20 protein-coding genes and 3 tRNA genes are annotated in these 23,201 nt (G+C 59.2%); 10 read left to right on the top strand and 13 right to left on the bottom strand.

Features of this window, described 5'->3' with window-relative positions; translation table 11 throughout:
- The first annotated feature begins 48 nt into the window (after positions 1 to 48).
- Positions 49 to 125 (top strand) — tRNA-Ile (locus tag GOW60_RS03565).
- Positions 126 to 178: 53 nt separating this feature from the next.
- On the opposite strand, the gene GOW60_RS03560 is transcribed toward GOW60_RS03565, so the two are convergent.
- On the bottom strand, positions 179 to 736 hold the full coding sequence (locus GOW60_RS03560) for a hypothetical protein (protein WP_171228247.1): 558 nt from the start codon (positions 734 to 736) through the stop codon (positions 179 to 181).
- A gap of 98 nt (positions 737 to 834) precedes the next feature.
- Positions 835 to 2,154 carry an ATP-binding protein gene (locus GOW60_RS03555; protein WP_171167937.1) on the bottom strand — a complete coding sequence of 440 codons (1,320 nt, stop codon included), beginning with the start codon at positions 2,152 to 2,154 and terminating at the stop codon, positions 835 to 837.
- Positions 2,155 to 2,198: 44 nt separating this feature from the next.
- On the opposite strand from GOW60_RS03555, the gene GOW60_RS03550 reads away from it, so the two are divergent.
- The 3 genes from GOW60_RS03550 to GOW60_RS03540 all read left to right on the top strand — a co-directional run bounded on the left by GOW60_RS03550 (position 2,199) and on the right by GOW60_RS03540 (position 3,466).
- Positions 2,199 to 3,113 (top strand): MBL fold metallo-hydrolase, encoded by a 915-nt coding sequence (locus GOW60_RS03550; RefSeq protein ID WP_171228246.1) that lies wholly within the window; start codon positions 2,199 to 2,201, stop codon positions 3,111 to 3,113.
- Between the two features lie 76 nt (positions 3,114 to 3,189).
- Positions 3,190 to 3,264: transfer RNA gene (locus GOW60_RS03545), tRNA-Asn, on the top strand.
- Positions 3,265 to 3,391: 127 nt separating this feature from the next.
- Positions 3,392 to 3,466, top strand: a tRNA-Asn gene (locus GOW60_RS03540).
- 21 nt (positions 3,467 to 3,487) lie between these two features.
- On the opposite strand, the gene GOW60_RS03535 is transcribed toward GOW60_RS03540, so the two are convergent.
- From GOW60_RS03535 to zwf, 4 genes are all read right to left on the bottom strand, one after another.
- On the bottom strand, positions 3,488 to 5,107 hold the full coding sequence (locus GOW60_RS03535) for a long-chain-fatty-acid--CoA ligase (protein WP_171228245.1): 1,620 nt from the start codon (positions 5,105 to 5,107) through the stop codon (positions 3,488 to 3,490).
- 186 nt (positions 5,108 to 5,293) lie between these two features.
- Complete coding sequence (pgi, locus tag GOW60_RS03530; protein WP_171228244.1) at positions 5,294 to 6,898, bottom strand: glucose-6-phosphate isomerase; 1,605 nt, start codon at positions 6,896 to 6,898, stop codon at positions 5,294 to 5,296.
- A gap of 4 nt (positions 6,899 to 6,902) precedes the next feature.
- The gene (gene pgl, locus GOW60_RS03525) at positions 6,903 to 7,574 is read right to left on the bottom strand and encodes a 6-phosphogluconolactonase (RefSeq protein WP_171228243.1); all 672 of its coding nucleotides are present in this window, start codon (positions 7,572 to 7,574) and stop codon (positions 6,903 to 6,905) included.
- A complete protein-coding gene (gene zwf, locus GOW60_RS03520; RefSeq protein WP_171228242.1) occupies positions 7,571 to 9,025 on the bottom strand; it encodes a glucose-6-phosphate dehydrogenase in 1,455 nt (484 codons plus the stop codon). The genes pgl and zwf overlap by 4 nt, the downstream gene beginning before the upstream one ends.
- Before the next feature lie 163 nt (positions 9,026 to 9,188).
- Between zwf and GOW60_RS03515 the strand changes: the two genes are divergently transcribed.
- Positions 9,189 to 10,142 (top strand): radical SAM protein, encoded by a 954-nt coding sequence (locus tag GOW60_RS03515; RefSeq protein WP_171228241.1) that lies wholly within the window; start codon positions 9,189 to 9,191, stop codon positions 10,140 to 10,142.
- On the opposite strand, the gene GOW60_RS03510 is transcribed toward GOW60_RS03515, so the two are convergent.
- Entirely contained in the window at positions 10,143 to 10,805 is a 663-nt protein-coding gene (locus GOW60_RS03510; protein WP_217355446.1) for a hypothetical protein, read from the bottom strand. It lies immediately after the preceding gene.
- A 99-nt stretch (positions 10,806 to 10,904) separates the two neighbouring features.
- On the bottom strand, positions 10,905 to 11,174 hold the full coding sequence (locus tag GOW60_RS03505) for an usg protein (RefSeq protein WP_152458119.1): 270 nt from the start codon (positions 11,172 to 11,174) through the stop codon (positions 10,905 to 10,907).
- A gap of 193 nt (positions 11,175 to 11,367) precedes the next feature.
- Between GOW60_RS03505 and gyrA the strand changes: the two genes are divergently transcribed.
- The gene (gene gyrA, locus GOW60_RS03500; RefSeq protein ID WP_171228240.1) at positions 11,368 to 14,094 is read left to right on the top strand and encodes a DNA gyrase subunit A; all 2,727 of its coding nucleotides are present in this window, start codon (positions 11,368 to 11,370) and stop codon (positions 14,092 to 14,094) included.
- A 131-nt stretch (positions 14,095 to 14,225) separates the two neighbouring features.
- On the top strand, positions 14,226 to 14,888 hold the full coding sequence (locus GOW60_RS03495) for a hemolysin III family protein (protein WP_152458121.1): 663 nt from the start codon (positions 14,226 to 14,228) through the stop codon (positions 14,886 to 14,888).
- Positions 14,889 to 15,191: 303 nt separating this feature from the next.
- Here the strand turns inward: GOW60_RS03495 and GOW60_RS03490 are convergent, their stop codons facing one another.
- From GOW60_RS03490 to GOW60_RS03475, 4 genes are all read right to left on the bottom strand, one after another.
- Positions 15,192 to 15,467: a hypothetical protein gene (locus tag GOW60_RS03490; RefSeq protein WP_171228239.1), complete on the bottom strand. Its 276-nt coding sequence runs from the start codon at positions 15,465 to 15,467 to the stop codon at positions 15,192 to 15,194.
- Between the two features lie 382 nt (positions 15,468 to 15,849).
- Complete coding sequence (locus tag GOW60_RS03485; RefSeq protein ID WP_152458123.1) at positions 15,850 to 17,319, bottom strand: carboxypeptidase M32; 1,470 nt, start codon at positions 17,317 to 17,319, stop codon at positions 15,850 to 15,852.
- Position 17,320: 1 nt separating this feature from the next.
- Positions 17,321 to 18,469 carry a heme A synthase gene (gene ctaA, locus GOW60_RS03480; protein ID WP_171228238.1) on the bottom strand — a complete coding sequence of 383 codons (1,149 nt, stop codon included), beginning with the start codon at positions 18,467 to 18,469 and terminating at the stop codon, positions 17,321 to 17,323.
- A gap of 59 nt (positions 18,470 to 18,528) precedes the next feature.
- Entirely contained in the window at positions 18,529 to 19,272 is a 744-nt protein-coding gene (locus GOW60_RS03475) for an RNA methyltransferase (RefSeq protein ID WP_170344120.1), read from the bottom strand.
- Positions 19,273 to 19,427: 155 nt separating this feature from the next.
- Between GOW60_RS03475 and GOW60_RS03470 the strand changes: the two genes are divergently transcribed.
- Positions 19,428 to 20,048 carry a thiamine phosphate synthase gene (locus tag GOW60_RS03470; RefSeq protein WP_171228237.1) on the top strand — a complete coding sequence of 207 codons (621 nt, stop codon included), beginning with the start codon at positions 19,428 to 19,430 and terminating at the stop codon, positions 20,046 to 20,048.
- On the opposite strand, the gene GOW60_RS03465 is transcribed toward GOW60_RS03470, so the two are convergent.
- On the bottom strand, positions 20,045 to 21,187 hold the full coding sequence (locus GOW60_RS03465; protein WP_171228236.1) for a HupE/UreJ family protein: 1,143 nt from the start codon (positions 21,185 to 21,187) through the stop codon (positions 20,045 to 20,047). The two genes, GOW60_RS03470 and GOW60_RS03465, sit on opposite strands and share 4 nt — an antisense overlap.
- A 171-nt stretch (positions 21,188 to 21,358) precedes the next feature.
- Here GOW60_RS03465 and GOW60_RS03460 point away from each other — a divergent pair, with 171 nt between their 5' ends.
- Together GOW60_RS03460 and GOW60_RS03455 are read left to right on the top strand one after the other, a co-directional pair.
- A complete protein-coding gene (locus GOW60_RS03460) occupies positions 21,359 to 22,252 on the top strand; it encodes a PfkB family carbohydrate kinase (protein WP_171228235.1) in 894 nt (297 codons plus the stop codon).
- Positions 22,249 to 23,160 (top strand): pseudouridine-5'-phosphate glycosidase, encoded by a 912-nt coding sequence (locus tag GOW60_RS03455; RefSeq protein ID WP_171228234.1) that lies wholly within the window; start codon positions 22,249 to 22,251, stop codon positions 23,158 to 23,160. Before GOW60_RS03460 ends, GOW60_RS03455 begins: the two co-directional genes overlap by 4 nt.
- Positions 23,161 to 23,201: the final 41 nt, after the last annotated feature.

Genomic DNA, 23,201 nt, shown 5'->3' with positions numbered 1-23,201 from the left:
CGGTCAGGCTTGACGCGGCCGTTCACCGTGATACCCAAGCGCCTAGGCGGGCCTGTAGCTCAATTGGTTAGAGCAGAGCGCTCATAACGCTTTGGTTGGGGGTTCGAGTCCCTCCGGGCCTACCATTTCGCCGAAACATCCGAGTGGGTTGTTGCCGTCTGGACGTTGATGCGCTGGCTTATCCGTCCGAATCTTCGAACCCAAAATAGGCGTCGAGCTCATCTTGGGTTACTTGCCATTCATAGGAATAGCCGTCGCGCCCACCAAAGCTGTAATCCTCGTGACTGCCGGACAGGCTCGGATCTTGATGCACCGCCTCCAAATAGGTCTCGAATTCATCAGGATCGACCCAGAACGACGCATCCATGATCATCATGTAGTAATCATAGGCAAGAGGCTCATCGAACTTGCCGAAGTCATTCTGCAAATAGTCCAGCATTTCAGCGCAAAATATCGCCATATTGGCACGCACCTGAACCGGAAGAGGTGCCAGATCCTCGTCGCCTTCCACCACGTCCTGCTGCGACGCATGCCACAACTCGGATGCCAACGGCTCGATCAGGTCGGACCGCAACCATTTCAAACATGTATCGCCTGCCCCGATAAAACCGGTCAGGCGTTCCACCCGCCTTTCATCGGTTTCGTCATACCACTGCCAAAGAGGCAGCAAGGCCGCAAGTGTCGCGCACCCGACAAACCCCTTTTCGGCCAATTTCACGAATCCTGCGATAACCATCCTATGCGCCCCCAAAAAAGCAAAAAACTATGGGGACAGGATGCCATGGCGAGACAAATTAACAAAATTGAACCCCATGCGCAGACATAACAGGGGGTCTATCGCCCGATAATAATGTCCGCGCAGAGCCCTCCGAGACGTTCACTTTTCGACAGACGCAAAGCTCCACCGTGCGCGCGCGCGACATCCGCCACAATCGCAAGACCAAGGCCAACGCCACTGCCCTGATTCTGATTGCGAGCCGGGTCGAGTCGCGTGAAAGGCTTTACCGCCTCTGTACGTTGGTCCGCAGGTATACCAGGGCCGTCATCCTCAACGCGGATGCGCATCGATTTCGCGTTTAGAAACAAGCTGAGCTCGGCCCGGCTTCCATAACGCATGGCATTTCCAATCAGGTTTTCCACCGCCCGGCGTACAGCCATGGGGCGTATCATGACCGTCCCCTGCCCCTCGACCGCGATCAGCTCTGCCTGATGACCGGCCCGTTTTGCATCATCCACGATCTGGCGGAGGAATTCATCCGGTTGGACCTCTTCCGTCGATCCCTCGGCAGCCCCACGCGAAAAATCCAGAAACGCATCCAGCAAGGACTGCATTTCCGTGACATCCTTTTGCAACGGTGCGGCCTCGTCTTCCGGCAACATCGACAGTCCAAGCTTCAGACGCGTCAACGGGGTGCGCAGATCGTGGCTGACCCCCGACAGCATCAACGTCCTTTGTTCGATCTGGCGTTCGATCCGGGACCGCATATCCAGAAACGCATTTCCCGCCGCGCGCACCTCGATAGCACCACCTGGTGAATACGGAACGATTCGCCCCCGCCCGAATGCCTGCGCCGCATCAGCGAGGCGCGTAATGGGACGCAATTGATTCCGCATGTAAAGAAACGAGATCGTCGTCATGATGACCGCAAAGAACACCATGGTGACGATCAATTGATGCGGGGCCGCGGGCGACAACCTGCGCCGATCGAACGTCAATTGCAGCAGCCCCAGATGCGTCTTCAGATAGACCCGCGCCTCTTTGCTGCTGGGTAAAGCCACGGCGTCCAGATTGGGCAACCTGGCATACAGTTCGGATTCGACCTGCGGGGCGATGAAATCGTACCATCGCCGCGCGCCAATCTCAGGCTGTTCGTTGACGCCCAGAAACCTGGCCTTCATCTCAAGGGCCTGCAAATCGGGACGAATCGACGCCAGCGCCTGTTGTTGCGTTTCCGCGTCCTCGATCATTGTCGAAATCAGCATCACCTCGCGGGATGCCGCGCGTGTCATCTGGCCGGTGACATCCTCAAGATGCTTTTGAAGGAACGCGATTCCCACGACCAGCAACAGCACGATCACAGGTAAAACCAGGATCAGCGCTGCCCGGGCGTAAAGACTGCGAGGCATATAGGGTTTGAGCCAGTGCGAAGACATGCGCTAAACCTAACGGGCTGCCCGGACAAGAGAAAGAGCACAGAATGCAGGCACCAGATGATTTCAATCCGCCCGTCGGCCAGCCAGAGGAACTGCATCCGGGTTTGCGGCGTATTCTGGCCCCGAATCCTTCTCCGATGACCTATCGTGGCACCAACACGTATCTGTTGGGTGAACGCGACATTGCCGTCATCGATCCAGGCCCCGCAAGCGAGGCACATCTGGGCGCAATTCTGGATTCCTTGGCGCCGGGTCAAAGGATCAGTCATATCATAGTCACGCATACGCATGTGGACCATTCACCCTTGGCGGCTCCGCTGGCGACGCGCACAGGGGCGACGATTTATGCTTATGGCGGGCCCGAGGCAGGACGCAGCGCCGTCATGACCGATCTTGCAACGCAGGGGCTGACCGGCGGCGGCGAAGGCATCGACACCACGTTTCGCCCTGATGTCGAAGTGGCGGATGGTGAGACCATCAATGGCGACGGGTGGCAGCTTGAGGTCATTCACACGCCGGGCCATCTGGGCAATCACATTGCTCTGGCCTGGCAGAACATCTGTTTCACGGCGGATCATGTCATGGGGTGGGCCAGCTCGTTGGTGTCCCCTCCGGATGGTGACCTGACCGACTTCATGACTGCCTGCCATCGGCTGCGCGCGCGCGACTGGTCGGTTTTCCACGCCGGCCATGGCGCACCGATCACCAACCCTGCCCAACGTTTGGATTGGCTGATTGCACATCGCCAAACCCGCGAGGCCCAGATTCTGGGCGCATTGGAAGAAGAAGACGGGACAGCGCGGCATCTGGCCGAGCGCATCTATACGGATACGCCAGCGGCATTGCTGCCCGCGGCCGAGCGCAACGTCTTTGCTCATCTCGTTGATCTGACGGGGAAAAACAAAGTGGACCCCATTGGCCCCCTGTCAGTTTCATCTGTTTTTCGGCGGGTTCGCTAAAACTGCATAATTTTTTGATGGTTCTCGTACTTAACCTCTGGACGTCCGGAATCGGGGTTGCTATATGCGCCTCAGTTCCGGCGTAGCTCAGCGGTAGAGCAGTTGACTGTTAATCAATTGGTCGTAGGTTCGATCCCTACCGCCGGAGCCAAAATCCCCCTTCGTTCAGACCTGCATTGGCGTCAAAAATCACACCGATTTAGGCCGGTTTTTTTCGTCGAAAAACACACGCACCCTCTGGACGTCGGGAAACCGGATTGCTATATGGCGCGAACCGTTCCGGCGTAGCTCAGCGGTAGAGCAGTTGACTGTTAATCAATTGGTCGTAGGTTCGATCCCTACCGCCGGAGCCAATTCCCCAAAACGCAGCAGACCTAGCCTGTCAGGGCGTCGCCGAACTCTGCCCGAAGCTTGCGTTTCAATACCTTTCCGGTCGCGCTCAGCGGCAATGCGTCGACAAAGACTACCCTGTCCGGGATCTGCCACTTGGCGATTTTGCCGTCGAAAAAGGCAAGCAAATCCTCTTCGCTGGGCTCTTCACCATCGGCTTTCACGGCAACCAGCAAGGGGCGTTCATCCCATTTCGGATGCGGAACACCAACCACGGCGGCCGTTGCAAGCTGGGGGTGGGCCACGGCGATGTTTTCAAGCTCGACCGAACTGATCCATTCCCCACCGGATTTGATGATGTCCTTGGATCTGTCGCGAATGGTCATGTAGCCATCCGGGTCCAAAGTGGCCACATCCCCGGTAGCGAACCAGCCATCCTGCAAAAGTTCCTGATCCTGCAACTGGAAGTAGCTGTCCAGTACCCAGTGACCCCGCACCATCAAATCGCCTTGGGTTTCGCCGTCATGCGGCAGATCATTCCCATCTTCGTCCACGATTTTCAATTCGACCCCAAAGGGTGGTCTGCCCTGACTCAGGCGGATCTTGTGCTGGTCTTCCGGCGGCAGCTTCAGATGTTTGGCCAATGGATAATTCGTCGTGCCCAGCGGGCTCATCTCGCTCATGCCCCAGGCGTGGACCGTGTCAACGCCATAGGTTTCGCGGAACGTTTCGATCATCGACGGAGGGCACGCGGCGCCGCCGATAACCGTGCGTTCAAGGCTTTTGAGTTCGGTTCCGCATGCCGCAGCATAGGCCAGCAAGCCCTGCCAGATGGTCGGCACGCCCATGGCCAAGGTCACGCCATAGGTGTCGATCAGATTGACCAGCGCCTCGCCGTGCAAATCCGGCCCAGGCAACACAAGCCGCGATCCCGACATGGCGCAGGCGTAGGGCGACCCCCAGGCGTTGACATGGAACATCGGCACAACCGGCATGACAACATCCATCGCTGAATACCCGATCACATCCCGTGTGTTCGATGCAAAGCTGTGCAGCAGTGTCGACCGATGAGAATACAATACGCCCTTTGGATTGCCTGTGGTTCCCGACGTATAGCACAGACCGCAGGCCGTCTTTTCATCCAGGTCGGGCCATTGGAAACCTGCATCCCCGGTCTCCAGCAACTCGTCATAGAATTTCAGATCAGGAACCTGAGCCGCAGCCTCTTCATTGCGAGGCCCCATGAGGACAAAATGCCGAACTTCGGACAGGGCATCATGCAAGGCAGCCACCAGCGGAACAAAAGTCGCATCAAAGAACAGAACCCTGTCCTGGGCATGGTTGATGATAAAGGTCAGCTGCTCGGGGAACAGGCGGGGATTGACCGTGTGACAGACATAGCCCGCGCCCGACGTGGCAAAATAGATCTCGAGATGCCGCCGATTGTTCCAGGCCAGTGTCCCGATCCTGTCCTGCGGTTCCAGCCCCAGATTGGTCAAGGCCGACGCCATCCGTCGGGCATTCACCGCAATCCCGGACCAGTTGGTTTCAGTGACCGTTCCGTCCGTTTCAACCGAAACAATCTCGGTCTGGCCGTGATAGCGGTCTGCGTGATCGACCAGCGACGAAACCAGCAAGGGCTGCGTCATCATCTGTCCTAGCATGGACATCCTCCCGTCCTTGGCGAGACCTTGGATGGCCTCTGCCTTGTCCATCTGGCATTGACGGCTTGGGGCGTGACCCGATGCGTCAATACAGTCGTTTCCTACGGAGGAACCCTGCCAATCATTTAATTGTCTGACAATAAAAGAATGCAGCCCAACACGGCCGTGGGCGGCATTTTTTTGCTCTTAGTTTCGGTGTTTCAGCGCATAGGCGACCAATGCGGCGGTTGATCCGTCTTTACCGTCAGCGCTAGCAACACCATCCACGACAGGTCCAAGCGAGTTGGCAAGCTCTTTGCCCAATTCCACACCCCACTGATCAAAGGAATTGATGCCCAGCAGAACACCTTCAACGAACACTCGATGCTCGTACAGCGCGATAATCTGCCCCAGAACGAACGGTGTAAGCTTCGGATAGATCAGCGTTGTGGAAGGGCGGTTGCCCGGGAACACGCGGTGTCGCGCCTGCCGATCAAGTTCGTCGCCATCAAGGCCTTTTTCCGCCATGCGTTCACGGGCTTCATCCAAAGACCGGCCACGCATCAAAGCCTCTGACTGGGCCAGACAATTGGCCAATAGCAGGCGGTGATGGTGGGTCAACTCGGGTTCGTGCCCTTCGGCGGCGACCATGAATTCACAGGGAATGACATCCGTCCCCTGATGGATCAGCTGATAGAACGCATGCTGGCCATTGGTGCCCGGCTCACCCCAGACCACCGGCCCGGAGGGGACAGCCAGCGAAGACCCGTCCATCGCGACAGATTTGCCATTCGATTCCATTTCCAACTGCTGGAAATAGGCTGGCAGGCGCAGCAGCCGCTGATCATAGGGCAGCACAGCGCGGCTGGTACAACCCAGAACCTGACGGTGCCAGATGCCGACCAGCGCCAGCATCACAGGCATGTTTTCCACCCAATCCGCCGAGCGGAAATGCAGATCCATCGCCTGCCCGCCCCGCAGAAACGCATCAAATGCATTTGAACCGACGGCAATCATGACCGGCAATCCGACCGGCCCCCAGACCGAATAACGCCCGCCCACCCAATCGGCGAAACCGAACACATGGGCCTCGGGGATGCCGAAAGCCTGCGTCTTGTCCAGCGCGCTGGATACGGCGGCAAACTGGCGGGACGGATCACCTCCGCCCTCGGACATCCAGGCGCGGGCCGTGCGCGCATTGGTCATCGTTTCGATCGTGGTGAATGTCTTGGACGCGACAATCACAAGCGTCCGCGCCGGATCCAACGGGCGTAGCGTGTCCGCGATATGGGCCCCATCCACGTTCGAGACGTAATGCACCCGTGGGCCATCGTGATAAGGGGCCAGTGCGTGGGTGGCCATCACCGGGCCAAGGTCGGACCCCCCGATGCCGATATTCACCACATCGGTGAAACTGCCCCCTGCCCCCGCAATGGCGCCGCCGCGTACTTCCTCGGCAAAAACACGCATCCGATGCAGCGTGTCCAGAACCCCGGGCATGACGTCCTGACCGTCCACGTCAACCGGCCCACCATCAAGGTTGCGCAGGGCGGTGTGCAGCACTGCGCGCCCTTCGGTTTCGTTGATCTTCTTCCCGGCAAACATGGCGTCGCGCCGCGTCGCAAGCCCGGCATCTTCGCACAATTGCAGCAGCGCAGCGCGCACGTCTTCATCGATCTGCGTTTTTGAATAATCGAACAGCAAATCCCCGGTCGAGGCTGAAAACGACCCGGCCCGGGTTGCATCCTCTGCAAACAGGTCGACGATACGGCGGTCAGCTGCTGCAAGCGCCTTCAAAGCATCCAACTGCATTGCCTCACTCCGCCCAATGAACCGTCATGCCACTGAGGACCGCAGCGATCGGTGCCTCTTCCGGTGGCATCGACATGGCCTTTTCCAAAACGTCTCGCTTCGCCTGCCCGTAGATGATCAGATGTTTCGACAAGGCCCCGTCCAGAACAGGGGCCGTCAAAGAAATCCGGGGCTCAGGCTGCACATCGGTCCGGGCGACGATCAAGGTCGGCGCCTGGCTGTCGAGGGCCTTGTCCAGCCCGTCCATTCCCGGGAACAGCGAGGCCGTGTGCATGTCTTCCCCCATCCCGAGGACAAGAACCGACAAAGGCAGCACCGGCGCGATCAGCGATTCAATTTCCGGCAACGCCGCTTCAGGCTCTGCGCCCGGAACATAAAGTGGAAGATACTGCGCCACGGATGCCCGGTTTGTCAGCAGTCTTTCCCGGATCAGACGTTCGTTCGAACGTTCGTGATCAGCCGGCACGCAGCGTTCGTCCGTAGGCAGAACACGCACACGGTCCCACTCGAGATCGGCGGCACACAGGCTGTCAAAAACCGGCCCCGGTGTTGTCCCGCCGGGGACGGCCAATGCAACGGTGTCATTGTGCAACAAAGCGGCCTCAAGCTCACCCGCCAACGCGTTTGCCACATCGATGGCCAGCATTTCCCGGTCGGCATATTCCTGAATGTTCATGGCTTTATTCCCTGCCAGCGGCGACCGTCACGTTTCATCAGCAGCTCGGCGTCGCCCGGCCCTGTGCTGCCGCTGTCATAAGGTTTCGGCACTTCCCCGCGCGCCAGCCATCCGGCGATGATCGGATCGGTCCAGGCCCAGGCGGCCTCGACCTCGTCCCCACGCATGAACAGCGTCTGGTTGCCCCGTATCACGTCCATGATAAGGCGTTCGTAAGCATCTGGCGGATCTTGATTCTCGGGCCCCAGCGCTTCGGCGAAACTCATGTCCAATGGCACGTCGATCAGCCGCATACCGCCCGGTCCCGGCTCCTTGATCGTCACTTTCAGCGTGATCCCTTCGTTGGGTTGCAACCGGATCGACAGCGCATTGGCGTGACGCCCGGCCTCTTCCCCGAAAATCGAATGCGGCGCGTCCTTGAACATCACATTGATAATCGACGAGCGCGCCACCAGCCGTTTGCCCGTACGCAGATAAAACGGCGTGCCCGCCCATCGCCAATTGCTGACATGCGCCTTCAGCGCCACATAGCTTTCAGTGGTCGAGCGTGGATTGCCAACGCATTCGCGGTATCCCGCCCCCTCGGGCCCTGCCGAAAACTGGCCGCGCACGATGTGATGCGGCTCCACCGGATCAAGCGCCCGGATCACCTTGAGCTTTTCATCCCGCACCGCGTCCGGATCGAACTTCGCCGGGGGTTCCATGGCAATCAGGCACAGCAGCTGCATCAGGTGGTTTTGCACCATGTCCCGCATCGCGCCGGCGCGTTCATAATATTCTTCGCGCCCATCGATGCCCACGGTTTCGGCAACGGTGATCTGGATGTGATCGACATACTGGCTGTTCCACAGCGGTTCGAATAGCATATTGCCAAACCGTACGGCCATCAGGTTCTGGACGGTTTCCTTGCCCAGATAATGATCGATTCGGTAGATCTGGCTTTCATCAAAATGCGCAGCCAGTGTGGCATTCAGCTCTCGCGCGCTGCCCAGATCATGCCCGAACGGTTTTTCCACCACGATGCGCGTATCTTCGGTCGCCAGGTCATAGGCCCGGACCCGCTCGGCCAAGGGGCCGAACAGGCTGGGGCCGACCGAGAAATAGAACGCGCGCACGCGGTTGGGCGACAGTTTTTCACCCAGCAACTCCCATCCTTCGGCTGATACTGCATCCAGCGGGACATAATCGACCCGCTGTAGAAAACGAGAAACTCTCTGGGACTCCGAAGCGCGGACCGCAGCATACCGGTGCAGCGATTCTGCGACCATCTGTCGGAAATCTTCCGCGGAATGGCCCGCCCGCGCTGCTGCGATAATCCTTGCATCCTCATGCCATTGCCCGGCGCAAAACCGACGGTAAAGCGCGGGCAGAATCTTGCGCTGCGCCAGATCGCCGGTGCCGCCGAAAATGATCAGATCAAAAGGATCAACAGGTATGACGCGTGAAACCATGAATTGTCCTTACCCCGCCCCTTCCGGCATGTCCAATGTTAGCGCAACCATTCGGCAATAAATCACTCTGTTCAAAACTCTGTCAGAACCGCTGCGTCACCCTTACCAAATCCGCGACAAAGGGCTAGATCGGATTGATGACCTTTAAGAACCGGATGCGGGAATGAAAGACAACGCCCCTCAGCTCGCCAATATCGGCAAGTTTCAAAACAAATCGGTGACAGCTGACGGCCAGACCCGCGCAAAGGTTTCCCTGACCCGGCCCGAGACCCTTTGGTTCAATACGGGCACTTTGTGCAATATCGAATGCGTGAACTGCTATATCGCCAGCAGCCCGACCAATGACGCTTTGGTTTACATCACCGCTGACGAGGTCCGGAACTACCTGGATCAGATCGAAGCCCGCAACTGGCCCGTGCACGAGATCGGTTTCACGGGCGGTGAGCCGTTCATGAACCCGCAAATGATCGACATGACGCGCGCCGCGCTGGAACGAGGGTACAAGGTTCTGATCCTGACCAACGCAATGGCGCCGATGATGCGCCGCAAAATGCGCGAAGGGTTGCTGGGGTTGCAAAAGGAATTCAACCACATGTTGACTCTGCGCATTTCGGTCGATCACTTCCGCCCGGCCCTGCACGATGAAGAACGCGGCGACGGCAGTTTCGACAAAACCCTGGCCGGGATGGAATGGTTGCGCGACCACGGTTTCAACATGGCCATCGCCGGGCGTACGGTCTGGGGGGAGTCAGACGCGGAAAGCCGTGCTGGCTATGCCAGGTTCTTTGCCAGGCACGGATTTGATATTGACCCGCAGAACCCGGCTCAGACCGTTCTGTTTCCCGAAATGGACGAAACTGTCGAGGTTCCAGAAATCACCACCGCGTGCTGGGAAATTCTGAACAAATCCCCAAACGACGTCATGTGCGCCAGCGCCCGTATGGTGGTCAAACGCAAGGGGGCTGAAAAACCTGCTGTCCTGGCCTGCACCCTGCTGCCCTATGAGCCCGAGTTCGAGATGGGCCATACCCTGGCCGAGGCCGAGGCGGACGTGCATCTGAACCACCCTCATTGCGCCAAATTCTGCGTTTTGGGCGGGGCCAGCTGTTCTGGCTGATCAGTTCAGCTCGGGCGATTTCCAGAACTTGGTGCCGGACGCGCCGGCTGATACGCGCCAGCCCTTTTTGTTGAGAACAAAGAACGAGCGACCGTCAGTAAAACGCAGGGTTTCGCCCGCTTTGTCCTCGCCATACATGGCCCCGGTTTCTGCGGTCGCGTCATAGCCCTGGTTTATGAACTTATCCAGATCAGCAGGAGTTTCGAACAGGATCACGAATTTGGTCTCGAACCCACCGATGCCGATGGCGCCGCCAACGCCGCCCGTTCCCATGTTCATGTATGTGTGTTGCCCGGTGTCTTTCGACACGGCGACGCCCCGGCCATAGCCCGCCGACACAGGGAATACTGTAACCTTACGAGAGTCGAACACCGCATACCCGGCACTGACGTCATAAAGTGGCCGCGCATCGGGGTTTTCCGCCAAAAGCTGATCCAGAATCTCGCCTGCCATCGCGTCGAGCTTTGCGCGCGTCTCTTCCGGTGTTGCCTCGTTGGACAGCAGCTCCGAAGTGGACGTGATCGTATCGTCAACCGCTTCGGCACCTTTGTCGATCGTCTTCCCGACGCTCTCGGCGCCCTTTTTGATCTTGTCCAGAACACCCTCGGCAAAAACGGGGCTGGTCATGCAAAGCGCTGCAACAAAGAGAACGGCTCTGATCATTGTTTTTTCCTGTGACGCCATCAGATTGGCAGTCACCATACGCGACTTGCCTCTAATGAGAACAGGAATTCCGACGCACAGGCGGACCTGGCAAATCACTCAGTTCACGCGAAACTCGCCAACCATGTTGCGCCACTCGCCCGGTGCGATCATCTTGCGGTGCGTGAATTTCACGGAATGCAGCGGCCCTTCTATTTCTCGTTGCCAAAACTCGATGAATTCGAAGAGTTTCGGATGATCCGGCGCAAGGTCATATTCCTGCCAGATGAAGGTATTCAGGACGTGGACGTAATCGGGCATGTGATAGAAAAACTCGGCCGTTGTCAGGCCATAGCCCTTGAGCATCAATTCGGTTTCACTTGTCTTCATGCAGACCTCCGGTTTGTTGCACAGTATTCTCAGGCTAGCACGAAAACCCCCTAATACTTAGATAACAATATGTTACTTGGGTGTTACCGAGGATTCGAACCTCGGACAGCGCTGCTTGCTTGCACCTTATGTGCGGGGTCTGATAAGGTGCATCCACAAGATATAGACCCAGCACAAAATACGGGCAGTTTACGTGAGCGATACGCCAGAAATCCCCGAAAACATGGATGAAACCCCGCCCGAGCGCCCTGTCTATGACGGCCCGACGGTCTCGATCGAATCCGAGATGCGCACGTCCTATCTGGACTATGCGATGTCGGTCATCGTCAGCCGCGCGATCCCCGATCTGCGCGACGGCTTGAAACCGGTGCATCGGCGCATCCTCTATGCGATGCACGAGACCGGAAATACCCATGACAAACCCTATCGCAAATCGGCCCGTCCGGTGGGTGACGTGATGGGTAAGTATCACCCGCACGGCGACAGCGCGATCTATGACGCGCTGGTGCGGATGGCGCAGGATTTCTCGATGTCGCTGCCGCTGCTGGACGGTCAGGGCAACTTCGGCTCGATGGACGGCGACAACCCGGCGGCCATGCGTTACACCGAGGTCCGGATGGACAAGCCCGCCGCCGCCCTGCTGGCGGATATCGAAAAAGAGACGGTCGACTTCCAGGACAACTACGACGGCAAGGACAAGGAACCCACCGTCCTGCCCGCGCGGTTCCCCAACATGCTGGTCAACGGCGCCGGCGGTATCGCGGTGGGCATGGCCACCAACATCCCGCCGCACAACCTGGGTGAAGTGGTCGATGCGACGCTGGCCCTGATCGACGACCCGGACCTGACGTCCGAGCAACTGATCGAATACGTCCCCGGCCCTGATTTCCCCACCGGCGGCGTGATGCTGGGCCGTTCCGGCGCGCGCAAGGCCTATCTGGAAGGCCGCGGCAGCGTCATCATCCGCGCCAAGACCCGCGTTGAGGAGCTGCGCAAGGATCGCTATGCCATCATCGTAGATGAAATCCCCTATCAGGTGAACAAGGCCTCGATGATCGAAAAGATCGCCGAAGCGGTGCGCGAAAAGCGCATCGAAGGTGTCAGCCATGTTCAGGACGAATCCGACCGCAACGGCGTGCGGGTGGTGGTCGAGCTGAAACGCGACGCAACGCCCGAGGTGGTGCTGAACCAGCTGTACCGCTTCACGCCGATGCAGACCTCGTTCGGCTGCAACATGCTGGCGCTGAACGGCGGCCGCCCCGAGCAGCTGACCCTGCGCCGTTTCCTGACCAGCTTCATCGATTTCCGCGAAGATGTCGTTGCCCGCCGCACCGCCTTTGACCTGCGCAAGGCGCGGGAACGCAGCCATATCCTCTGCGGTCTGGCCGTGGCGGTCTCGAACGTTGACGAGGTCGTGGCCACGATCCGGTCTTCGGCCGACGCGGCCGAGGCACGCGAAAAGCTGATGACCCGGCGCTGGCCGGCCGCGGACATCGCGGATTATCTGCGCCTGATCGACGATCCGCTGTCCAAGATGAACGACGACGGGACCTATAACCTGACCGAGGTTCAGGCCCGCGCCATCCTTGACCTGCGCCTGCAACGCCTGACGCAACTGGGCGTCAAAGAGGTCACGGACGAACTGGAAGACCTGGCCGCAAAGATCAAGGAATACCTGGATATCCTGTCCTCGCGCGAACGCATAATGGGCATCATCGCTGATGAACTGCGCAGCGTCCGCGAACAATTCGCGGTACCGCGCCGCACCGAGATCGTCGACTGGTCGGGTGACATGGAAGACGAGGACCTGATCGAGCGCGAAGACATGGTCGTGACCGTGACCTCGGGCGGCTATATCAAGCGCACGCCGCTTGCCGATTTCCGCGCGCAAAAGCGGGGTGGCAAGGGGCTGTCGGGCATGCAGACCAAGGAAGAGGACGTGGTCACCACCCTCTTCGTGGCCAATACGCACACCCAGCTTCTGTTCTTCACCACCGACGGGATGGTCTACAAACTCAAGACCTGGCGCCTGCCCCAGTCGGGGCGCACCGGCAAGGGCAAGGCGATCGTCAACATCCTACCGATTCCCACCGGCGTTTCCATTGCGGCGATCATGCCGGTCGATGTGCCGGATGAAGAATGGGAAAACCTTCAGATCGTCTTCGCCACCAGCGCCGGCGACGTGCGCCGCAACGCGCTGAGCGACTTCACCAACGTCAAGCGCAACGGCAAGATCGCGATGGACCTGCCCGAGGGCGTGGAACTGGTCAACGCGCGTATCTGCTCGGACGAGGACGATGTGATGCTGGTCACCAATTCCGGCCGGGCGATCCGTTTCTCCACAACCGACGTGCGGGTGTTCAAGGGGCGCAAATCGACCGGCGTGCGGGGCATCCGGCTGAACGCGGGCGACCGCGTGGTCTCGATGTCGGTGATCCGTCATTTCGAGGCCACCCCGGACGAGCGCGCCGCCTATCTGAAAATGCGCCGCCTGATGGCCGGCGTGACCGACGATACCGAAGCCGACGAGGATGGCGGCAATGCCGACAGCATCCTGCCGCAGGAACGCTATGCCGAGATGTCGGCGGCCGAGAACCTGATCCTGACCATCACGGCCAAGGGGTCCGGCAAGCTCAGCTCGTCGCATGACTATCCGGTGCGCGGCCGTGGTGGCATGGGCGTGATGGCGATGGACAAGGCGATGCGGGGCGGCCCGCTGGTGGCCTCGTTCCCGGTCGAAATCGACGATCAGATCATGCTGGCCACCTCCAAGGGACAGTCGATCCGGGTTCCGGTCGACGGCATCTCGTTCCGCTCGCGCTCGGCCGGCGGGGTCAAAGTGTTCAACACCGGTAAGGGCGAAGAGGTCGTCAGCGTCGCCCGGATCGCCGATCAGGGTGATGAGGAAACCGAAGAATAATTCTCACGCTAAATTACGGATATGAAACAAAACGCTCGCTCTGCGGGCGTTTTGTCATTCTGGATCACGATATCGATAGCTCTCGGGATGATCCGCTTGCCCGAAGCCATTCTGACGCCTAGCTTTTTTATATGTGGTCTTTTGCACATATCCGACCAGCTTACAGCCGCACAGAACGTATCAGCGACGGGGTGGTCCATGTGCTCGGTGTCTCGAGCGCGTTGATTGCGGTTCCCCTGCTGATCACGATGACCATCAATTACCGGTATGATCAATCTGCGGTACTGGGCGCGTCGGTTTACGGGGTGACGTTGATACTCATGCTGACGTTTTCTGCGTTGTACAACATGATTGAAAGCGAGGAATGGCGCGGGTTTCTGCAACGCCTCGATCATTCCGGCATCTACGTCAAGATCGCAGGGACCTATACCCCATTTCTACTGTTGTCCGGTGCTCAGCCTCCTGGGCTGTTGCTCGGGTTGTGGTCCTCGGCAACGCTTGGGTCAGTTCTCAAGATGTTAGACCCAAACCGGTTCCGTTGGTTCGGGCTTGCGCTTTACCTTTTGATGGGTTGGGCAGCCGTCTGGGCCGGGCAATCCATGTTGGCAGATCTGTCCCCCACAATCGTCACACTGATGATTTCCGGTGGGCTCGTGTATACGATCGGTGTCGCCTTCTACCTGCTGGATTGGCTGCCGTTCCACAATACGATCTGGCACGTATTTGTGTTGGTCGGCAGCGTTTTGTTCTTTGCAGCCGTCGCGACCCGGATTGAACTGGTGCCAGTGGTTTAGGTCAATCTGTGCATGTTTGTTCGGCAAGTGTTTGGGCAGAATGAAAGGACGCGCCACCCAAAATCAGCGTTCAGTGTGAAATCAAAAAACAATCTGACTTTCATATATCGCAGTCTCCACTCGATCTTCACGTGATCGGATTTGTGCTCGCAGCACTCTGGTCCAAAGCATTCACCGCTTCAAACCAGTCGCGCATCACATCGCTCCAGCCATTTGGAACGCCATGCCTGATTTAGTAGCCAACAACCGAAATGTTCAAACCGGTCTCATAGTCCCCCGGAATGCGCCGATCATAGCACCATGCTAAAAAACTTGGTCCCATTGAAAACCCGCAGAGGTCCCGCGCCTTAGTGTGGCTTCCACGGCGCCCATAGAACCTGGATCAAACCAATCAGAACCGGGCGTGGCGAAGGGAGTACCGCTGTTGTCGTAGCCATGGCGGCAATACATGTCGAAATCTGTTGATGCGCACTTTTCCGGTTCGCCGCGGGAATGGCCGGTGGTTACGATCTGTGCCAGATCAATGGGGAATCGTGCCAACACCTCCTCAAGCGTATTTGGCAATGAATTCAGAAACATCGCGCCTATCGTGAGAGTCACTCCAAACCCAGCCTGTGCCCCGGCCATTCTGGTGCTCAATTTCCAGCGTGGTCGGAACGACGCTGGCCTACCGGCGTTCAAGTACCGGTGTGACAGGAAACACACTCTGAAGCACCCGTTGCGCGTTCCGCGATATCCATGAAGAAAAATCACGGTTGGACATAGTCATTCGCCCTTCGGACGCAAAACACTGGGTTGTCACCCGGAAACCATACATGAAATACCCGCGCGTCCGAATTCCCCTGCTTGGTACAGATGTGAAAACTTTTTGCACGACACGCTGGTTCGAGTATTCAAGCCAAAGCCAATGTTGCAGCTTATATGGCCAGAAGCCTTGCCAATCGGCTACCGTTTCATACCGTCACAGCCCGTACAATCCGCTGAACTTCTGTTCCAGATAGTCCAGCAAAGGTTCGGGCCCCGGCTCTACTCCACTCGCCCTCTGGATAATCTCGCGTGGGGCATAAAGCCCGCCATGTTGCTGAACGTGTTCACGCAGCCAAGCGGTTGCGCCTGTTGTGTCACCTTCTGCCAGTTGCTCATCCAGTTCAGGAACTGCGCCGCGCAGTGCCTGATACAGACATCCTGCATAGACATTGCCCAGCGAATAGGTCGGGAAGTAACCGAACAGTCCAACCGACCAGTGCACATCCTGCAAACAGCCGTTCGACGGTTTGTCGACCGCATAACCGAAGTCGGCCTTGAACCGGTCATTCCACGCCGCTTCCAGCTCGCTGACCTGCAAGTCCCCGGCCATCAAAGCGCGCTCTAGATCGAACCGAAGCATGATGTGCAGATTGTATTGCACTTCATCGGCTTCGGTACGGATATAACCGTTGTGAACCCGGTTGACGGTAGCGTAGAAAGCATCTGCATCGGCAATTCCGAAATCGCCGAATGCGTCTTTCATCTGATCGAACAACCATCCCGTAAACGCACGCGAACGGCCAAGCTGGTTTTCATAGATCCGGCTTTGGCTTTCATGCACACCCATGGACACGCCGCGCCCCAGTGGCGTCAGCAGGTAGTCGCGGTCGATCCCCTGTTCGTAAGCGGCGTGGCCGACCTCGTGAATGGTGGAATAAAAGCAGTTGAATGGGTCCGTTTCGCTGGTTCGCGTGGTGATGCGCACATCCAGGCCCGAACCCGAGCTGAACGGGTGAACCGCCTTGTCGACACGGCCGTTGTTGAGGTCATAGCCGAAGGCGACCGCCAGTTTTTGCGTAAGCCGCATTTGGGTCAGCTCGTCAAAGCTTCCGGTCAGCGCGGCAGGTTCCGGGCGTTCCAGAACGGCCGCACGCAAGGCCACAAGACGTGGGCGCATCTCATCGAAAATGGCCGCGATCTGAGCGCCGGTTGTATAGGGTTCATAATCCTCGACCATGGCGTCATAGACGTCTCCGCCCTGTGCCAGCGCCTCGCCTTCCTGACGCTTCAGCGATACGACCTCTTCCAGCACAGGAAGGAAGGCCGAGACATCTTCGTCCTCGCGCGCCTGTGCCCATGTTCCCTGCGCGGCGGACGTGGTCCGGGCAATCGCCGTGGCCAGATCAGCGGGCACCTTGACCGCCCGATCATAGGCGCGCCGGATTTCCCGCAGCTGCGCCTTTCCGACTTCATCCTGAGGCGCGGCCTGATCCAGCCACTCTGCCACGCGCGGATCCGATCGGCGCGCGTGCAGGACGGCCTCGATCGCCGCCATTTCCTCGGCGCGTTGAGGCGCGGCCCCGCGCGGCATGACGGTTTCCTGATCCCAACCCAATCGTCCGGCGATCTGGCCCAATGCCGATGTTTCGCGCTGAAAAGCCATCAGTTCGTCGAAAGCGGTCATGTTATTTTACTCCGCGCACAGATGTTGCGATTGGATATGCAGTCAGGAACCGCGCGCGCAGGATCAGGGTCCAGACTACGACGGCCATGAACTGGTGGAAGATGGCGATCTGCCACGGTGCTCCGTAGACGACGGTCACGATGCCGACAACTACCTGCACCGACAGGGCCGCGAAAGCCGCGTTGAAGGCGAAGCGCGTCTGAGGATGCGCGCTGGCGCTGCCGCGGCGCCAGACCACAATGGCAAAGATGAACAACAGGTAACCTGCGCAGCGGTGGATGAATTGCACAAGCCCCGGGCTTTCGAAGAAATTGCGCCACATCGGCTCCAACGCGGTGGCGTCCGGCGGCAACAGCTGCCCGCCGATCAGCGGCCAGTCGGTATAAGACCGACCAGCGTCGATCCCGGCGACAAGCGCGCCAATGAGTATTTGCAAAAAGGCGAAATGCATCAGGCCCGTGGACAACGAAAACAGTTTCGCTTCCTTCATGCGACGCGCCTGCATCAGGTCACGTTCTTCCCGGCCAAGCTCGAAAATATACCAGGCGAGGAACCCGAGAATTACGAATGCCAGCCCCAGATGGGTGGCCAGTCGATAGCTGGCGACGGCGGTCATCCCCTCGCCCTGCGTCACACCCGATGCGACCATCCACCAGCCGACAGCACCCTGCACACCGCCCAGAAGGCCGGGGATCAGCAGCTTGCCGGTCCAACCCGTGGGTATCTTGCGGGCCACGAGGAAGCCCAGGAAACCGATGGCCCAGACCAGCCCTATCACGCGGCCCAGTTGGCGATGCCCCCATTCCCACCAATAGATGGTTTTGAAGTCGCTCAGCTGCATCCACTGGTTCTGAATGCGCCACTGGTCAATCTGCTTGTACTTGTCGAACTCGGCCTGCCAGTCTGCCTCGCTCAACGGTGGAACGGCTCCGGTGATTGGGCGCCATTCAGTAATCGACAGCCCGCTGTCAGTCAGCCGCGTCAGACCGCCGACAGCGATCATCACCACGACCAAAGCGAACAGGATCATCAGCCAGGCACGGATTGCCTTGCGCGCACCGCCACGCCCCCGGTCGATCATACCGGGTTGAACAGCCTGTTGTTTTTCGGTTTCCGAGACCTCTTCGAAGATGCTGCGCTTACCGCTCATGCTGTCCTCATGTCCTGATTTCGTCGCAAGCTAGGGCTTGGTGGAAGATAGGTCCAGCCTCAGCCTTTGTCTTTCCAGCGGACCATCTGCCGCATGATCCCGTGCAGCATCTGCACGTCGGCCCGCGTCATCCGCATCCGCGACCACAGGTTGCGCAGGTTGATCTTCATGCCCTCGGCCTTTTCGGGGGGATAGAAGAACCCGGCCTCTTCCAGCCGGTCCTCGTAGTGTTCCACCAGTTTCTCGACCTCGATCCCCGTGGCCCAGTCCCCCTTGCCCAGATCGGTGGATTCATGCACCACGTCGCCGGTCTGGCGCATCCACTCATAAGCAGTCAGCAAGACGCATTGGCCCAGGTTCAGCGACGCGTATTCCGGGTTCACAGGCACTGAGATGATTGCGTTTGCCTTGGCGATGTCTTCGTTCTCCAACCCTGCGCGTTCGGGGCCGAACAGAACCGCAACCTTTTCACCCGCTGCGACCTTTTCGGCGGCGATCTGCATGGCGCGCTCGGGGCTGTAGACGGGTTTGGTCAGGCCGCGCTGCCGTGCAGTGGTGGCGAAGACAAAGGTGCTGTCGGCCAGCGATCCGGCCAGATCGTCAAACAGCTGCGCTTCGTCCAGCAACCGGCCCGCACCGCTGGACATGGCGACCGCCTTGGGATTTGGCCAGCCGTCGCGAGGCGCCACGATGCGCATCCGGTCCAGTCCAAAGTTCCACATCGCCCGGGCCGCGGCACCGATATTCTCACCCATCTGCGGGCGAACAAGCACGAAGGAAGGCTGGGATTTGTCGCTGGGCATGGTTCACCTTATGAAAACTTGGCCTGCTGTAATCGGCAGGCTCATGCAGGGCAAGGCGCTGGGGCTGGAATTTGCGTGGTCTCGGCCATAAAAGTTTGCTTCCCCGCCGCAATCCGCTAAACCGCGCCAAAGACCAAAAGCCGAAGGACGCGCCCATGGACACCCCCGAGCAGCCGCAGATTTACCTGATCACGCCTCCGACCATCGAGCTGAGCACGTTCCCCGCCAAACTGGCATCGGTTCTGGACGGGGCCGAGATCGCCTGCATCCGTCTGGCGCTGGCTGGCAACGACGAAGACAGCATCGCCCGTGCTGCTGATGCCTGCCGCGAGGTGGCCCATGCCCGCGACGTGGCCATCGTTATCTCGAACCACGTGCTGCTGGCGCAACGTCTGGGGCTGGACGGGGTGCACCTGGATGACGGCGCACGTTCGGTCCGTGCCGCGCGCAAGGAACTGGGCGCGGACGCGATCGTCGGAAGTTTCTGCGGCGCGTCCAGCCATGACGGCATGACGGCGGGTGAACACGGCGCGGATTATGTGGCCTTCGGCCCCGTGGGCACCGCCACGTTGGGCGACGGAACCCGCGCCGAAAAGGATCTGTTCCAATGGTGGTCCGAGATGATCGAAGTCCCGGTCGTGGCCGAAGGCGGCCTGACGCCCGAACTGATCGGTGATCTGGCCCCCTGCACCGATTTCTTCGGCATCGGGGACGAGATCTGGGGCGATGACGACCCGCTGGGTGCGCTGAACAGGCTGCTGGCGGCAATGCCTTAAGTCAGCAACCAGGGTTCAGCCATCCAATATACGCCGATCCCGGCGATCAGCATCGAGGCCAGAACCGAAATCCGGCCTCGTTTTCTGTGTGACCCGCCTGCAACTAAAAGCGCGCAGGCAAAGGCCACAACAGCCACAAAGACGACAGGCAGTAGATTTCCGACACCAAACCCCAAAACAGCCGGGGCCAGATGATCGGGCGGCACCCCGATCTTTGTCAAATCCGAAGCCAGTGCCAATCCGTAAACACAGCCCGCGGCAAGCACGGCCAGCAGGCGCCAGACCTGCAAGTGCCGGGCCACCAGATTCCATAGCGCCAGAATGATGATCGAAGCCACCAAGGCCTGATCCTGTAAGCTTTCCGGCAGGTCCAGCACGCCGTACATGTCCAACCCGAGCCCGACAAAAACCCCTGCTGCCAAAAACGCCACCTGAGACATCACAGGCCGCAGGCTCAGCGTCAGCATCACGAGTGTCAGAACAACGACGGTTGGCTTGAGGGGGCTTTGAACAAATCGGCTGATCCCCTTTGCCAAAAACGTCTGCAATGTCTGCTCGGTCGTCAACGACGCCCCGCCCTGCAACGGGATCAACGGGCTGATTTCTCCGGCCGCCAGAAAGCCAGTATACGGGGCCACAACCTTTTGCTGGCGAAGCACGACCGACCCGCCTTGCAACGGCCAGGTCAGGCGCAGGTTCGATGCCTGATCCGACAAATGTGCGGTCAACAACAATTTGGAAACACGCACTTTTTCCACATCCCCCACAACGGGAATGCGCACACCTTCATAAGACAGGTCCAGGCGTTCAGGCGCTTCGACCACAAGGTTCTGCTTCCAGACCTGAACGAAATTTCTGATCTGCGGTTCCAGTTCCGACGACACCATGCGCCGCAGAGATCGGTACTTTGAATTGCCGGAATAAGCGTCGGGTTGTGTCGGATCGGCACCGACCAGCATGGCCTCGGCGTTCAGTTTCACCTCGAGAAACAGAGTGTCATCCTTGACCCAGAAATCAATGACCGTCGACGGGGCAGTTTGCGCCTTTGCGGATCCGGGATGCAAGGTCAGAAGAACGATAAAACTCAGGGCGCAGGTATTGAGGGCTCGGAGGATGGCACGGAAGACAGGGCCATTCATACGAAACGCTCCAACAGGAAAATATAATCACCAATCATTGCTATTGATTGTTCCCGCGAAGGCTACGGATCGCAAGCCCAAAGGCGATATCGGCCCGGGCCGGTCGGGAATCTCTTGTTGCGATGACGTTCCGGCTTGCACGGGCAACACCGCTGCGGCATGACGTCCCCTATGACTCAGAACACCAATATCCTGTGCATCGGTTCGGTCCTGTGGGACGTGATCGGCCGATCGGCCAGCGCCATGCGACAGGGCTCGGACGTGCCGGGCCGGATCACCCGCCTGCCCGGCGGCGTTGCGATGAACATTGCCATGACACTGGTTCGGTTCGGCATGACACCCACCCTGCTGACAGCCATTGGCCGCGATCCCGAAGGCGACGAACTTGTCCATGCCTGTTCGCGCCTCGGCATGGTGACGGATCACATCTATCGGTCGCAGGATTTGCCGACTGACCGCTATATGGCTGTCGAAGGTGCGAACGGGTTGATCGCGGCGATTGCCGACGCGCATTCGCTGGAGGCCGCAGGCGCAAAGATACTGCACCCTTTGATGCACGGGCCGCTGGGCTATGAGAACGCACCATTCGAGGGCCCGATCGCACTGGATGGCAATCTGACACTGGACCTGCTGGAAGAGATTGCCCAAAGCCCTGCTTTTGCGCGTGCGGATCTGCGCGTGGCACCGGCATCGCCGGGCAAGGCCGAACGACTGCTGCCGTTCCTGAAACACGCCCGCGCCACACTGTACGTGAACCTCGAAGAGGCCGGTATCCTGTGTCAGCGTGAATTCACCGATTCCGAATCCGCGGCCAAAGGTCTTCTGGATCGCGGCGCGCTGCGTGTGCTGGTCACCGACGGCGGCAATTCGGCAACCATCGGCAGCGCGACAGAAGTTCTGACGCAAACACCCCCTGCCGTTCTGGTCACCCGCGTGACCGGTGCCGGGGATACCTTCATGGCGGCCCATATCGCCTCAGAATCCGGCGGTGCATCCAGTGACGAGGCTTTGACCCGCGCCCTGCACGCCGCTGCAACCTACGTTTCCGGAGAAACCCCACTGTGATCGACATCCAATACTCTGCCGAGGTCCGCGCCGCCAAAGACGCGGGCCTGCCAATCGTTGCGCTGGAAAGCACCATCATCACCCATGGGATGCCCTATCCGCAGAACATCGAAGTCGCGGCCCAGGTCGAACAGGACATCCGCGATGCGGGTGCGGTTCCTGCAACCATGGCCGTGATCGAAGGCAAATTGCATGTCGGGCTGGAGCAGGATCAGCTGCAATGGCTGGGTCAGGCCCAAGGCGTTGCCAAGATCTCGCGCGCGGACATGGCGGCGTGCATCTCGACCGGTGGTACCGGGGCCACCACCGTTGCCGCTACGATGATCGCCGCGCATTATGCCGGGATCGAGGTTTTTGCCACCGGCGGTATCGGCGGCGTGCATCAGGGGGCCGAGACCACCTTCGACATCTCAGCCGATCTGCACGAGCTTGGACATACGCCCGTGACCGTCGTCGCAGCCGGGGCGAAAGCCATCCTGGACCTCGCCAAAACGCTTGAGGTTCTGGAAACCCTGGGCGTGCCTGTGATCGCACATGGCCAGAACGAGTTTCCTGCGTTCTGGTCGGCAAAGTCGCCCTTCAATGCGCCCCTGCGCATGGACAGTGCCGATGCCATCGCCAAATCTCACACGACCCGCCGCGCGCTGGGTCTGCCCGGCGGGCAGTTGGTGGCGAACCCGATTCCAGCCCCCGATCAAATCCCGGTCGAGGAACTGGCCCCCATCATCGCCGAAGCCCAGTCAGATGCGGATGCCCATCGCATCACCGGCAAAGCCGTGACCCCCTATCTGCTGCAACGTATCTTTGAAAAGACCGAAGGCCGGTCATTGGTCGCCAACATCGCCCTTGTTCGAAACAATGCGCGTTTGGCGGCCAAGATCGCGCAAGCGCTCGTCAAACAGAGGTGACGTTAACCTATTGTACCAAGGCCGTGGATTGACTACCTAAA

The sequence above is a fragment of the Ruegeria sp. HKCCA4008 genome (assembly GCF_013033125.1).
GTDB lineage: Bacteria > Pseudomonadota > Alphaproteobacteria > Rhodobacterales > Rhodobacteraceae > Ruegeria.
Note: the sequence above shows the minus strand (reverse complement) of the source record. Positions and strands in the feature narration are given on the sequence as shown.